The sequence below is a fragment of the Calothrix rhizosoleniae SC01 genome (genome assembly GCF_900185595.1).
In the GTDB taxonomy this organism is placed as follows: domain Bacteria; phylum Cyanobacteriota; class Cyanobacteriia; order Cyanobacteriales; family Nostocaceae; genus Calothrix_A; species Calothrix_A rhizosoleniae.
In genome coordinates this window covers 1-14,219 of the sequence record NZ_FYBH01000244.1, presented here as the reverse complement: position 1 = coordinate 14,219, position 14,219 = coordinate 1, and the positions used below count along the sequence as shown (strand labels likewise).

Sequence of the window (14,219 nt, the reverse complement as noted above, 5' to 3'; positions counted from 1 at the left end):
TATTTCTATTGCTTGTTTTGTGATTTACAAGTCCTGAGATATTTTACGTATTTTTACTTGTTTATACAGCTATTAGTGGTTTTGAATAGTGATTTTTACTGAATTTTATTGGGGATCAAAATTTAGACTGGATATTTGATATTAATGGGTTCCAGTTGGGAATCATGACTTTTAAGAAGTTCTATTATGGGTTTCAAAAAGATTTAGCAATGCCAGTATTAATTTCCCCAGAAAAGACTCAGCAATTTACCCATTTTCCGAAATTTGAGGAAACTCCCAGAGACAGTAATGCAACAAAAATGGTGCAATTAAGCTCTGTGAGTAAAACCTATGGAAATGGTTGTCATACACTTGTGGACGTAAGCTTAGAAGTGAAAAAAGGTGACTTTCTATTTATTACAGGAGCTAGTGGCGCTGGTAAATCAACTCTTTTGAAACTCCTATATGGTGAGGAATTACCTACCCAAGGAGAAGTGATTGTTGATGAATGTAATGTTTCTAAATTGCGGGGCGATCGCTTATCATTATTTCGCAGGCGTATTGGTGTAGTCTTTCAAGACTATAAGCTAATTCCCCAAAGAACAGTAGGAGAAAATGTGGCATTGGTACTACTGGCTCAAGGCTATACTCGCAAGGAAATTCAACGCCGTTTAGAGCCAACTTTAAAGCTGGTAGGTTTACATAACAAAGCTAATTGTTTTCCCGAGCAACTTTCTGGAGGAGAACAACAAAGAGCAAGTATAGCCAGAGCAATAGTAGCTACACCACCCCTGATATTAGCCGATGAACCCACAGGAAACCTCGATCCTGATAATTCCTGGCAAATTCTACAAATTTTTAAGAAGTTAAACTCTTTTGGAGCTACGGTAATCGTCACTACCCATGATGAACAATTAGTGAGGCGCTGCAATCATCCATTGGTACAGGTACGTAATGGTAGGCTCTATAGAAAATAATATTTTGTTGATGCCAGATGTAAAATTTTACGTCTGGCTTTGAACTCTCCTGGCTTTGAAAAACCAGGATTCCGAACTGTTGTTACTACATGGGCTAAAGCCGCACTGCATAACGTTGTTCTGCCCTAAAGAGGCTTTGACTGGCTCAAACAGTTCTACCTGCCTCGACCTATTTCTAGGCTGTACGGCTACTTTTGGGTTTTCCAGTTCTGCTAACACGTTTTATTTTTGGAGTTTTTCATCCTGGGTTAGCATAACCTTTTTCTATGGTATCACTGAAAACGCCGGACTAAAGTCCTGCGAGTCGGATTTCATCCCCTCCTTAAAAGATAGGGGTTCTCGTCCTCCCGCATTGTTTTGATAGTTTTTGAAGATGCCTAATAAATACTTTGCTTGACTTTATTTCTGACTTTAATCATTTTTAACTTACTAGAAGATAAAACATGACTCGTCTCTAAAGTCTGCAAAGCTTCTAAGATTGCTTGATGAATTACAGTTTCCTCTTCTTGACTTAAAAGCAAGCGCAAACAATCAATAATATTTTGTTGTACCTCTGCTTCTAGACCCTGGCGAAGGTATAATTTAGTCAGTTGTCGCACTGCCAGCAAACGTTTGAGAGGCTCTCTTGCTGTCAAATTATACAGTAATTTATCTATGTAATTTTCTTCTCGAATACCATAAAATTGAATCAGTTGCCATATCAATAAAATTACTGTTACCAGTGTCCCCATAGCTTGGAGAATGGCACCCGCAGCAATCCAGTGGCTACTACTATCAACCCAAACGGATGCTGCCATATAAGTAGTTACACAAGCAATACCACCACTAGCCACTGCAATAGTTAATCGACTATGGGGGCTGCGGAAAAACTGGCGGATCTCATACCAATTTTTGTGCCAGTTCCACTGATACATTGAGTAGATTAATATCATCATCCCAATCCCCACAGCACTTGCCATCAGCAGTTTCCAGTCCCACAGCAGCATAGCAATAATGATGGTTAGTAATCCCAGTAGAATACCTGGTTCTTTGTATTTTTGTAAATTATGCTGTTTTGTGGCTCCCATCTTTAAATCTGGAAACACCCAATTGGGTACTTGATTAATCAATTGCTGCCAAGAAGACGAAGCCTGTGCCACGGTGCTGTTCTTTCCTATTCGATCTACAACATTAAAGTATAAGTATAAGTTTTACCAGCTATTGGTCAATATTTTCCATTTGCCATTACCCAATCAACAATCTAGCGATCGCATATCATAGGTTAAAGGCATTGCTTGAAATTCTATCACCGTGTTTTATAAATTGTGCAGCTATAAACAAAAACTAAATTCTTCTACAGTAAATTGACCATCAAAAGCACAGAAGGTAATGCGGTGAATATTATTTGCTTGCACACACAATAAAGCATTAGGAGGTACTGGAGAATCTGAATTAGCAAGATTAGCCCCTGGTAAAATGCTTTGAGCCAGCAATTGTCCATTTCTATCGTACGCTGAGAGTACTAATCGCTGGGAACTAGTAATCAAAGCTTTGACTTCTTGAACTGGACGGACAAAGCTTGCTTCTAATAGTCCACTTTGAGGTGAACCCATAAGCACCAACATTCCAGATTGAATCGGAAAAGCAGGATTAGAAGGTTGTATGGCAATACAATTACTGAAAACTACTCCTTGGTTCTCATATTGACGCTCCACAATTTCAAAACATTTTAGACTTGTAAATTTTAAACATACATTTTTCGCTCTAGTTTCAGTACTACTGCCAAAATGATGGCGAGCAGCTAAAATATGAACTCGATCTTTATTATCAAAGTTGTCAAATGCATATGCAGGGTTAACAATCTTTGAGCAAGTATTTGATTGATTATAAGTCTGCCTTATCATGACGCCCCACTGAACGATTGCCTAGAGAAAAATCAGATCATTCATAACAGTGATAGCTACAATAAATAATCTAGATTTTCTAATGAGCCCTGAACTAATGTTTGACAATTTTTAGACACATATAATTATCAGTGATATCTCTGATAGATTACCACATAAATATTATACATGTGTTGTTTGTGGGTAATAGGAGTTATCTGTGAAAACCTACATATAACAGTACTTTACAAGTATCTGCGTATCTTGAATGACAAAAAAAATACTAAATCTTTACAAGATAAACAGTGATTTTACATCTGCTTAATCTATATCAAGACGGATAGTGAGCAAATTAATAATTGAATTTGCATTTCTATTATTAATATTTTTCTCAATATAATTGGTGCTTAAATTCCTCTCAGCTTAATATTCTCAACAGCACAGATATCATATCCCGTTCATAAGTGGTAACAAGAAGCTTTAAATGGAGGCAGGGATTGGGGTTTGGGTGTTAGGTGATGGGGAAATCTCATATTTTCATATTGCAATCTGTGAAGAACCCCAAAGTGGTCAGACCTTTGAGTAATATGTGATTTACTTCAGATGTAATCTAACACTCAAAGGGAAAGGGTAATTAAAACTTATTTCTCTCTAACCCCTGACCTCTAAAACCTAACCCCAGTCATAATTCTATTCTTGTTGTCACCCGTTAAGTATATCCATTAACGAGGGAGTAGGGGGTAGGGGCGTGGGAATAGGGATGGGGATGCCCCATACTTAAAAGTAGGGGATTTAATGTTGACGTTTTATCTGTCGGGCTTGCGCCTCTCCACCCAAATTTTCTTAACTTTCCACGGATCAATCCGGGGGCTATGTCCTACCGGACACGCTATCTCCTTTCAGGAGACGCTATCTCCCTTCAGGAGACGCTTCGCTAACGCTAATGCGAACAAACCATCCTGGAGTAGGCTATTTTTCCTCTGACCCTACTCCCTACTCTCTACTCCCTATGTTGGTGAAACTTTGGATAAATTGGACTTGTTTACTTATTAATTTCCTTGAACCTTTCCTTGGCTTCCTGAAAAGCATCCTGCATTACAGATTGAATCTTCTTAGGGTCTGGTTTTTTACCCCCCATTAAATCGCCAAAATAGACGCAAGCACCTTCACCCAATGCCCACGTATATGCAGCAGCCCAGGATGCCGCAATTACACTACCTAAGCCAGGTATAAATTTAATTAATTCCCTACCTACAGCCTTAGCAATAAAACCCCCAGCGATCGCACTTACTAAACCTCCTGCTTGGGATGGAGTCATGGTTTGCCCATATAATTTTCCTAGCAAACCTACCATTGATAATTGTAGTGCGGTTAATACAGGCATAGTGGCAAGAGGTAGAGGAACCGCCGCTAGGGCAGCTGCCATAATTGAAAATGCCAACATATAATGCCCACCTACATCTCGGTAGAGATTACCAATTTCTTCCCCGACTTCTTTTTCTAATAACTGATAAATTGCCCTAGCTTCAGCTTCTGGTAGCAGGTTTGCTAGAGAATCTGTTAATTCTTCTAAGCCGTAAAATACGGGGTTGTAACCATCTGCTTCTAGAGTAAAATCAATTAATACTGCCCGATCATATAATCCAGCAAAATCTGCTTGTATGGCACCAAAAGCCCGATTAATATCTTCAATATCTGGTGGATATGTGGGATGTTCTCCTGTGGTTGGTGGATACAACTCATGCAAACAAGTTACTACTAATAAACAAGGAACATCTGGATATTGCTGACGTAATTCTTGGGCAATTTTGCCCAGACTATCAGTAGCAAAATCATTGATTTTAACTGTGAGAATTAATACCCTCGCTCCCCGACTTTCTTGCTGTAAATCCCCAACCAGTTCTTGAATAATTGCTTGATTATCCTTTTTTGTATCTCCCAAACCTACTGTGTCAGTAAAAACAAGTAAAGGTAGATCCTGGGAAGGATAGGCATAACGTTGGGTGTGTTGAGTATGGGGGCGAAATCCTTGACCAATAATTGCTGAGGAGACTCCTGTTAAGCCCCGGACAATAGAACTTTTACCTGCTTGCGGCTTACCAATTAACAATGCCTCTGTGGTGGGCAATTCTGCTCTAACAGTCTCTAAAATTTCTGCTACTTGGTCATCGCTGACACTAAACCATTGCAACGTAGTTTGTGCGGCTTTATCTATGGGTAGCAGTTGGCTTAAACGAGTTGTTGTTTGATTCCAAGCATCAACAATGCGACTTTTCCAATGTTTGTTCATTTATCATTTGTCAAAAAATTTGAGCAAGTATTCACACAAACGAATCATACCCATTATTGACTGCCCCCCAGCCTGAGGGCGAGGGGATTCTAAAAGGATGCTACACAACAGGCGCTTTAGCCTGGTTGCTTCGCTTCTGATTAGCTGTCACCCAGATATAAATGCACAACATCAAGGTAGGAGGCAGAAGCAATAAGAGTTTTAGCAATTAACTAATACCAAATTAATATGTAAGTTAAAAGCTGAACAAATCGGCATTCTTACTTATGACTTATGATTTTAGGATATCAAATTGGTATCCTAAATTAATCTCCTTGGGGATACTCATCCCATAAGGGAGTAATTTCTCTTAAGCTCTGATGATTACCATCACCTAAAATCAGATGATCTAACAAAGGAATACTCAGAAGTTGACTTCCTGCTAATAACTGGCGTGTCAAATCAATATCTTCTTGACTAGGCTCTAGGTTACCAGAGGGATGGTTATGAGCTACTATCAGCCTAGTTGCTCCTTGGCGAATAACTTCCCGAAATATGTCTCTGGGAGGAGCTAAGGTTTCTGTTGCAGTACCAATAGTAATGACTTTGGTTCCCAGTAAGCGATTCTTGACATCTAACAAGAGTACGGCAAATCTTTCCTTAGTTTGCCACATTAAATCTTGACTGAGAGCTGCTGCGGCTGTGATTGGACTATCAATTTCTGTCCGTTCATCAGGACGGAATTGAAATGTCCGTTTCCCTAATTCAATGGCTGCGAGGATTGTAGTTGCTTTTGCTGGACCAATACCTGGTATCTGCATCAACTCAGCAGGACTAATATTCCGTAGAGTTGCTAGGGGATCGCGATCGCATTTTCCTAATTCATGTAAGATGTATTGTCCCAAGCCAATAGCTGAGAGCTTTCCTGCTCCTTGTCCCGTACCCAGAAGAATAGCAATTAACTCCGCAGTGGCTAAAAATTTGGCTCCATTAGTGATTAACCTCTCTCGCGGACGCTCATTAGTAGGAATGTCAGCAACTCTCAGGCAGTAAGTCATGGATAAATTGAGGAAAAAAGATAGTAGATGAACTTATCTTTATTTATCCCCTACCATGCCTAGAAATATATGTATATTCAACTAAATATTTAATATTTCCATCGTTAGATTACTTATTACTTATTACTTATTATTTATTACTTTAAAACTACGGATGTATTTGTGTTGCCTTGAGCATATGGTAAGTAATCAATAACTGAGTCAGAGCGAGGGGATAACTTTGTAATGTTTCTCCAGTTGTACCCGCAACTTTACCTAATTCTGGATTGACTTCACGATTGCACACATTTGTTAAATAGGGCATATCAGAACAAATAATCCGCTCTAATTTGGCAACCTGTTCTAAGGTTGCATGACCGTCCACCTCTAACACATCAACGGGTTTACTCATATCTCGGTCAAGTTCTAAACGAATCGGAGATTGGGAATTGGCATTGCTGAAGTCAATAATCTGAGTGAAATCAGGATGGGGAATAGTGGGGCGCATAACTAAGCGCACATTCAAATGCCCATTATTTTGATTTTCATCTTCATTGGGTGGATAGAAACTGACTACAATATCAGACCATTGGCGTTGGGGACGAATAAACTCTTCTGAGTCTGGTTCTCGTTTCTGCAACTCTCCTAATACTTGCTCTTCTGTGTATCCACGTTTTTGAGTATCTCGTTTAATTTTCCATTGTGCTCTTAAGGGTTCGGGTGGCGCTAAGTAAACCTTGACATCGTAACTGTCCCGTGCTCCACGGGTGGAATAACCAAGTAAGCCTTCTACAATCACAAATTTAGTGGGTTTGATATATTCTGGTGCTGTGAATGTCCCGGTTTTGTGGCTATAGATTGGTTTGAGAATTGGTTGACCCGTTCTCAGTAGGGATAAATGCTGCTGCATGATATCTAAATGATTGCATTCGGGATGTAGGGCTGTAATTCCAATTTCTGCCCGTTGTTTGCGATCATAGCGGTGGTAATCATCGGTACAGATCACAGTTACATTTTCTGGGCCCAAAACTTGAGCAATCCCTTTCGTCAGTGTTGTTTTACCCGCAGCACTGTCACCGACGATGCCTAAAATGATTGGACGGCCCATGATTACCCCCTGCCTGCATATTAAAGTTTATTTTTTACTTGTATGCTAATTTGCTAATTGTATAAATTAATGAGAAATAACTCAAGCAGAAGAATAATTTTTTAGGAGCTAACTATTCAGTTAATGTTCAATTTCATCTATACTGCATCAACATGGTTCTAATATATACAAATACTTGTAGAGATTTTGTTTCCTAAGTAACCAAAATTGATGCGGAATCGATTAATTCTCTAACTTAAGCGATCGCATAATTCATACTTTGCATAGGTGCTTTTGGTGTGGTGGATTCTGGGAGGATATTTAATTCCTTTGTCAACTTTCCTAACAGTTCTTTTCTGCGTCTAGAAATCTCACTTTGGTTAACTCCTAATTCAGCAGCCAGTTGAGTTTGTTTTTTTCCTGTAACTAATCCCTGCCAGAGCAACATATATTGACGTTCTGGATGGGAAATAGCCAATTTTTTAATTGCTTGCACCACTGTTTGTAGTAAATCTGCATGTTCGACATTTTCTAATTGATTCGATTGATCAGGAAGAATATCTGCCAAGGATAAATCTGTTCCAGAAATCGGTTCTTCTAGACTGCGACAATTACGCCGCTTTTCATAACGAACAAAATCTACAATCGCATTACGAGCAATTGTTGCAGCCCAAGGAGAAAAATTTGGAGCTAGTTGGGGACGAAATTTTCCAGCTTGTACGGCTTGGATAATTTTCATATGAGCAACTTGCACGGCATCTTCCCAGTAAACTGAACTACCTCTGGTGTATTTGTAGGCAATCTTGGTAATTAATTGTCTATATTGTGGATCAGCTAGTAGTTGTTCGTAAGTTTTTGGCAATGATTTATTAACCATATGAATATATTCTCCAAAATAACGCTGAAGCGAGATTGATGAGATATGGTGTTTATCTTTGATAGTGGTGAAGTGGATTAAGAGTGTGGAACTATTATCCATTCACCAGTAATTGTTATGTTAGCGATAGCTTCAGCTAGAAGAATACGGATATCCACGCAGACTTATTTGCTAGTTTACTCAAGTCAATATGCGGTTTTACGCATACTTTAGCGATCGCTTCTTTGATATACTATATGTAATAAGATATATAGTAAAACTTACGCACAAATAGCGTAAATACAGTCATTTTGACCCGAAGAAGCAATCCCAAATACATGACTTCTGACCACAAATGAGTCAGTACTATGTAGATTTCCTTAGAAATCACCATTCTCCAGGAAAGTAATATCAGGTTTGCAGCTAAGTTTTTTACTATTTTTGCCAACAAATTTTTCAATAAGCCCCCATTATTATTGGGAGGTAATTTTTAGGGTGGGTGAAAGTAAATACTTAGATCTAAACAATAAGATAGTATTTACTAAAACTTTTTACAGGGTGTTTTATTAAGTAATTAAACTGATAAAATATGTCAGTGATGTTGTTGTATAAAGCGCTTAATTTACTGATAAATAAAGATAAAATATTTATATATTCTGCGGAACTCACAACCTATTCCAAAAGTCTTTAAGTATAAAATGCTATCCTGCATTGTTTGAGCCATTTATAGTATTTTGTCGTCACAGTCATATTAAAAGGAGTAGGTTGAATCATGAAATCTGTTTATCATCCAATAGCAGCAATTAGCACAATGGGAGCCATATTATGTACCTTGGTATCACCTGCGATCGCCGCTGAAATGTGGAGCGGAAGGGGACAAATTACCCGTGGCGAAGGTCGCGGAGGCTATGTAAGATTACAGCTAGCTAAAAACGGTAACAACATTACTTTCTATTCTGGCCCGGATCAAGGCAAGCGTTTAAGACTAAAACACTCATCAGGAAAGACAAGAAGTGGAAACTTATGGCGAGTTCAGAAGTGTGGTACTAAATTATGCATCACCTTGAAGCAGAGTAAACCCAAGAGTAGAGTTATTCGTTATTTATTAAAAAGATCGCAATGAGAAATAAGGGATAGATTATGCTGTTTTCTGAAAATTTTTTCTTCGCTCTCCCTTTTTAGATAAGATGATAATGGGAATGACTTACTGAAATCCGTAATTTCCCATCGAGGATTGGTTGTTATAAGTAGTTACGTGTAATTCTCGAAGGTTTCCATGCCATTGAGTAATTGCCTATCGACTCTATTTCAGTAGAAATAATGAGGAGGCATAGTGTTTGGCAATACATGGCAAAAAGCAGTTATCTGTCTAGGGATAGGATGTAGTTTTACTTATGGTCTACTACTATCTAATGTTCCCGTGGTGAGAAAAATAGAAGACCAGGTAAATGATAGTTTGATTTTACTGCGTAAATCGGGAAAAAAGACTAATGAAATTGCATTAATCAATATTTCCGCAGAACAGGCATTATTAAAGCCTTCTTTCTACGCTGATTTGACTGAACGTTTATTACAAGAAAAAGCTGCTGTTGTAGTCTTGAATTTTCCTGATAATTGGAAAACAAAGGTAGAGGGAGGAGAAGATAAGATTATTAACTTAGTGGATAAGTATAGTAATCGCATTGTCTTAGCAATCAGATCTATTTCTCTGAATCAAAATAAAGCTCCACGCTTGCCAATATATAATCATTTTATACCTTTTAAGAATGATCTAAAGACAGCAGTAGAAATAGAAAATATACAGGGTTTTTTTGAATATGTATCTTACACAAAAAATCCTAATTTACTGCTTCATCCAGAACGTAAAGTAAAATCAGTTGGTGAGTTTATTCGATCAGATACTAACAAACCCATAAAGTTAAAATCAGCAGCATGGCTATCTTGGTATAAGTACAATAAATTCCTAAATTACCAGAAGCAATTCATCCCATCTTCCCCATCTGGTTATATTAATTTTATTGGCAAAAAAGGCACTTTTAAGACTACTAATATAGAGGAACTGTGTTTTGTCACAACTCTATCTGATCGATGTGAGATCCCCGATGATAATCAACAAATTTTTCAGCAATTTCGTCATAAAATTGTCTTAATTGGTGTCACAGAGCAACATGATTTCTTATCAGTTGCTGGTACAAGAATGTCAGCTTTAGAAGTTCAAGCAAATTTAATTAACAGCTTGATGACAAACTCATTATATACAACGATACATAATGTTTTACAGTTAGGGATTGTTTTATTTGGTGTTGTCGTTGTTAGTAAATTTATTATTAGCGGTATTACCAAGACAGGTAATTGGTATCACAAGTGGGGTATGCTGCCCATATTAGGGGTGATGGGGGGATATGGTAGTTTATACTTGTTATGTTTTTATCATGGGTCAATCTTTCCCATCGCTTTACCAATGTTGATTTGGTTAGTAACAGGAATTTCTCTTACAGCTTGTTTGTGGATTGCTCAACTGTTAAAGCAAGATGAGTTAAAACAGCGGCAGCTAGCAGAAAAAAAAGCTGCTGTTTTACAAGCTCGCAAGTTATTGTATCGTATTGCTTCTGATATTCATGATCACCCATTGCAAGAACTTAAGGTGGTAATGGATCGGATTGAAATTTGGCAGCTTGATAATCCTAGTTTAAATACTGAGCCAATTTTAGAAAAATTGCTGCAAGTAAACCGTGATATTCGCGCTCAATTAAATGATATTCGCATCATTGCCAATAAACTCAAAATCACACCTGAATTACGCTCTGGTTTAGATATAGGAATCCGGAGTAGATTAAAGGAATTAGTTAATTCTGGAGAATTGACTTTAAAAATTATTGATAACATTCAACCCCTGAAAGAGCCAGAGTTGGATAGTGCTTGGATTGATGCGCGGGAAGATATTTTCCGTTTCTTTAGAGAAGCAGTTGCGAATGTAATTCGTCATGCTCAACCACCCCAAGGTAATGCAACTACAGTCAAAGTAAGTTTAGTTCAGTCGGGTGCTGAGTGTGTTTTAATGTTAGAGAATGATGGCTCCTTTGCAGAAGGTTTTGTGAGTAAAGTTCATGGTGGTAGTTACGGGACTAAAATCATGGAAACCATTGCTACAGAAATTCCTGGAGGTAAATGGGAACGATTTACTTTGGCTGATGGTGGAATGGTGAACAAGCTAGTTTGGAAGTTGTGAGATGTTGAGATCACAACGCAAGTAATAATTAATAAGTAATAAGTAATAAGTTTATTACTCATAGGTTTGGGCATTCAATAATGTCTGCACTCTAATATTGTGTAGTGCTATATTTTTATACTTAAAATAAATAAATAAAATTATTCTTTGCCCTATAGAAAATAATATCTAGAGGGTAAAAATTCAAAATATCTGGAATTAAAAAATAATAAATTATACCAACTTGAAAAATGATTGTGACAGATAGAAAGACAGAAAAGCTGATGCAGTCACTCTTTCACAATCCAAAATCTAAAATCCAAAATGATATTACCCAAAACGCCCAGAGATATAATCACGGGTACGTTCATCTAAAGCTTTACTAAATATTTGGGTAGTAGCTCCAAATTCTACCATTTGACCAATTCTACTTTCATCAGTATTAAAAAAAGCAGTAAAGTCAGAAATTCGAGCAGCTTGTTGCATATTATGGGTGACAATGACAATAGTTAAATTATTTCTCAGAATATGAATTAGTTGCTCAATCTTATTAGTAGCAATAGGGTCAAGGGCAGAACAAGGTTCATCCATTAATAATACCTTGGGTTTAACTGCTAAAGCACGAGCAATACAAAGTCGTTGTTGTTGTCCTCCAGAAAGCCCTAAAGCGGATGTATGTAACTTATCTTTAACTTCATCCCAAAGGGCTGCATCTTTGATGGCAGACTCAACAATTTCATCAATTTCGGTTCTTGGTCGCCATCCAGCTATTCTTACTCCATAAGCAACATTATCATAAATACTCATAGGGAATAAATTTGGTTTTTGGAATACCATACCAATTTGACGACGTAATCTATTTAAATTCACTCGACGTTCGTATATATTCTGACCAAAAAATTCAACTTTACCTTCTACTCTGACTTCTGCTTCCAACTCACTAATTCGATTTAAAGATTTAATAAAAGTCGATTTACCGCAACCACTAGGACCAATAATAGCTGTAATATTATTTTTGCAAATACCTATTGATACTCCTGCTAATACTTGTGTTTTACCATAGTAGAAGTTGAGACTATTGACTTGAATTGCTGTGCTTAATTTACTCATAGTGATTATTTTTTTATGCATAAAGTAAGTCCAATTAAATTTCTTTAATAGTTATAATTTACTTCTATTCGTGATCATGCGGGAAAATAAACTCGTAAACAATACTAAACAAAGTAAAACTATTGCAGCAGTCCAAGTTAGTGCTGTTTTTTCTGGAGATGGTTCATTATAAAGATTAAAAATTAATACAGACATGGATGCAGTGGGACTAAATAATCCATCTGACCAATTTAAACTAAACAAAGATGTAAAAATCAGTGGTGCAGTTTCACCGGTAACTCTAGCAACTGCTAATAAAATACCTGTGGTTATTCCTGGTAATGCCGCATTTAAAACAATGCAAAATGTAGTTTGTATCCGCGTACCACCTAAAGCAGCAGATGCCATTCGTAGACGGTTAGGAATTAGTTTCAATGCTTCTTCCGTTGATAGGACAATCACAGGTAACATAATTACAGCTAAGGCAAATCCTCCTGCAAAAGCACTAAACTTTTTAAAGGTTAAAACAATAACTCCATAGACAAAAATGCCTACTACAATGGATGGGACTCCGGTCAAAATAGTGTTAATAAAACGAACCAGTTTACCAATCTGAGAGCCTTGGCTAAACTCTGCTAAAAATATTCCCGTCATGACACCAATGGGAATACTTAATGTAGAGGCGATCGCCACCATTGTCATAGTACCTAAAATTGCATTAGCAAAGCCATCATCAATGACTGGCAACCAAAACATTTCTAATTTAATTCCAGATATTCCTCTATTTACAATTTCCCAGGTAATTGATACTAATGGAATGAGTGCAACTAGAGAAAGTATAAATATAATTGCTGTCATCCCATTATTAAATAGTAACCGCTTACCTTCTAATGGTTGACATAATTCTATTGTCAAATCATCGGTCATATTTTCCTGATTATTTGTAACATTTATTGCCATATTTTTGTAGACGCACATTGCTTTGGTTCTCACTTGGAGCCTTGACTATTTAATAGCTTAAATCATAATAACCAAGCTCTATTTAAATGAAGTTTGCTTGTTCCTAATTAACTGCATAATTACGACTGCACCAATATTTACTGCTAGAGTTAAAGCAAATAAAATTAATCCTAAATAAGTTAAAGAACCAATATGTAATTTACTATCTGCCTCGGAAAATTCATTAGCTAATACTGCTGGGATTGAATATCCTGCTTCGAGTAATGAAATGCTAATTATGGAAGAGTTACCAATTACCATTGTTACAGCCATTGTTTCTCCCAAAGCTCTACCTAAAGCCAACATAGCTGCACTCACAATCCCGGAAGCACCAGCCGGAATGAGAATTTTAAAAATAGCCTCCCAACGGGTAGAACCTAAAGCCATAGATCCGGTTCTTAATTCTTGAGGAACTACTAGTAAAACATCACGACTAATAGCAGCCATAGTTGGCAAAATCATAATTGCTAAAACTATTCCTGCAATTAACATACTTTGACCAAAAGGTTCAGTACTGAACAAAGGGATTTTATTTAAATGTTGAAATAGCCATTTTTGTAAGGGATTTAGTGATGGAATCAGAACATAAATTCCCCATAAGCCAATAATTACACTGGGAATAGCTGCGATTAATTCCACCAATAAAGCAATAGGCGATCGCAACCATTTTGGCAAAAAATCTTCCGTGGTGACTAAAGCTACTGCTAAACCTACAGGTACTGCTAACATTAAAGCCAAAGTACTACTGACTAAAGTTCCATAAATGTAGGGCAAAGCACCATAAATGTCACCGGAAAGATCCCATTCTTGACTCCATAAAAACCCAAATCCAAACTTAGCGATCGCAGGATAAGCT

12 protein-coding genes are annotated in these 14,219 nt (G+C 37.3%); 3 read left to right on the top strand and 9 right to left on the bottom strand.

The window, feature by feature from the left end:
• Positions 1-209 precede the first annotated feature (209 nt).
• Positions 210-956 carry a cell division ATP-binding protein FtsE gene (gene ftsE, locus CALSC_RS14595; protein ID WP_088242053.1) on the top strand — a complete coding sequence of 249 codons (747 nt, stop codon included), beginning with the start codon at positions 210-212 and terminating at the stop codon, positions 954-956.
• Positions 957-1,333: 377 nt separating this feature from the next.
• Here the strand turns inward: ftsE and CALSC_RS14590 are convergent, their stop codons facing one another.
• The 6 genes from CALSC_RS14590 to CALSC_RS14565 form a co-directional block, all read right to left on the bottom strand.
• The gene (locus CALSC_RS14590) at positions 1,334-2,095 is read right to left on the bottom strand and encodes an armadillo-type fold-containing protein (RefSeq protein ID WP_088242050.1); all 762 of its coding nucleotides are present in this window, start codon (positions 2,093-2,095) and stop codon (positions 1,334-1,336) included.
• Between the two features lie 171 nt (positions 2,096-2,266).
• A complete protein-coding gene (locus CALSC_RS14585) occupies positions 2,267-2,839 on the bottom strand; it encodes a hypothetical protein (RefSeq protein ID WP_200817640.1) in 573 nt (190 codons plus the stop codon).
• Positions 2,840-3,860: 1,021 nt separating this feature from the next.
• Positions 3,861-5,108: a GTPase family protein gene (locus CALSC_RS14580; protein WP_088242048.1), complete on the bottom strand. Its 1,248-nt coding sequence runs from the start codon at positions 5,106-5,108 to the stop codon at positions 3,861-3,863.
• A 305-nt stretch (positions 5,109-5,413) separates the two neighbouring features.
• Positions 5,414-6,145: a RadC family protein gene (gene radC / locus CALSC_RS14575; RefSeq protein ID WP_088242047.1), complete on the bottom strand. Its 732-nt coding sequence runs from the start codon at positions 6,143-6,145 to the stop codon at positions 5,414-5,416.
• A 148-nt stretch (positions 6,146-6,293) separates the two neighbouring features.
• Positions 6,294-7,232, bottom strand: a complete 939-nt coding sequence (locus CALSC_RS14570; RefSeq protein ID WP_088242046.1) for a phosphoribulokinase — start codon at positions 7,230-7,232, stop codon at positions 6,294-6,296.
• Positions 7,233-7,467: 235 nt separating this feature from the next.
• The gene (locus tag CALSC_RS14565; protein ID WP_159460628.1) at positions 7,468-8,088 is read right to left on the bottom strand and encodes a sigma-70 family RNA polymerase sigma factor; all 621 of its coding nucleotides are present in this window, start codon (positions 8,086-8,088) and stop codon (positions 7,468-7,470) included.
• Between the two features lie 751 nt (positions 8,089-8,839).
• On the opposite strand from CALSC_RS14565, the gene CALSC_RS14560 reads away from it, so the two are divergent.
• Together CALSC_RS14560 and CALSC_RS14555 are read left to right on the top strand one after the other, a co-directional pair.
• Positions 8,840-9,190 carry a hypothetical protein gene (locus CALSC_RS14560; RefSeq protein WP_088242044.1) on the top strand — a complete coding sequence of 117 codons (351 nt, stop codon included), beginning with the start codon at positions 8,840-8,842 and terminating at the stop codon, positions 9,188-9,190.
• 210 nt (positions 9,191-9,400) lie between these two features.
• Positions 9,401-11,296, top strand: a complete 1,896-nt coding sequence (locus tag CALSC_RS14555) for a sensor histidine kinase (RefSeq protein WP_159460627.1) — start codon at positions 9,401-9,403, stop codon at positions 11,294-11,296.
• A gap of 309 nt (positions 11,297-11,605) precedes the next feature.
• Here CALSC_RS14555 and pstB read toward each other — a convergent pair whose 3' ends face one another.
• From pstB to pstC, 3 genes are all read right to left on the bottom strand, one after another.
• On the bottom strand, positions 11,606-12,385 hold the full coding sequence (gene pstB, locus CALSC_RS14550) for a phosphate ABC transporter ATP-binding protein PstB (protein WP_088242042.1): 780 nt from the start codon (positions 12,383-12,385) through the stop codon (positions 11,606-11,608).
• A 51-nt stretch (positions 12,386-12,436) separates the two neighbouring features.
• Entirely contained in the window at positions 12,437-13,324 is an 888-nt protein-coding gene (pstA, locus tag CALSC_RS14545; protein WP_200817639.1) for a phosphate ABC transporter permease PstA, read from the bottom strand.
• Between the two features lie 78 nt (positions 13,325-13,402).
• Positions 13,403-14,219, bottom strand: an 817-nt coding sequence (gene pstC / locus CALSC_RS14540) for a phosphate ABC transporter permease subunit PstC (protein ID WP_143288265.1), incomplete at its 5' end; no start/stop codon positions are given.

Bases quoted from the DNA above. Each gene is read 5' to 3' on its own strand.
- ftsE (WP_088242053.1), top strand. From the start codon at position 210: ATGCCAGTATTAATTTCCCCAGAAAAGACTCAGCAATTTACCCATTTT.
- CALSC_RS14585 (WP_200817640.1), bottom strand. From the start codon at position 2,839: ATGATAAGGCAGACTTATAATCAATCAAATACTTGCTCAAAGATTGTT.
- CALSC_RS14580 (WP_088242048.1), bottom strand. From the start codon at position 5,108: ATGAACAAACATTGGAAAAGTCGCATTGTTGATGCTTGGAATCAAACA.
- radC (WP_088242047.1), bottom strand. From the start codon at position 6,145: ATGACTTACTGCCTGAGAGTTGCTGACATTCCTACTAATGAGCGTCCG.
- CALSC_RS14570 (WP_088242046.1), bottom strand. From the start codon at position 7,232: ATGGGCCGTCCAATCATTTTAGGCATCGTCGGTGACAGTGCTGCGGGT.
- CALSC_RS14565 (WP_159460628.1), bottom strand. From the start codon at position 8,088: ATGGTTAATAAATCATTGCCAAAAACTTACGAACAACTACTAGCTGAT.
- CALSC_RS14560 (WP_088242044.1), top strand. From the start codon at position 8,840: ATGAAATCTGTTTATCATCCAATAGCAGCAATTAGCACAATGGGAGCC.
- pstB (WP_088242042.1), bottom strand. From the start codon at position 12,385: ATGAGTAAATTAAGCACAGCAATTCAAGTCAATAGTCTCAACTTCTAC.
- pstA (WP_200817639.1), bottom strand. From the start codon at position 13,324: ATGGCAATAAATGTTACAAATAATCAGGAAAATATGACCGATGATTTG.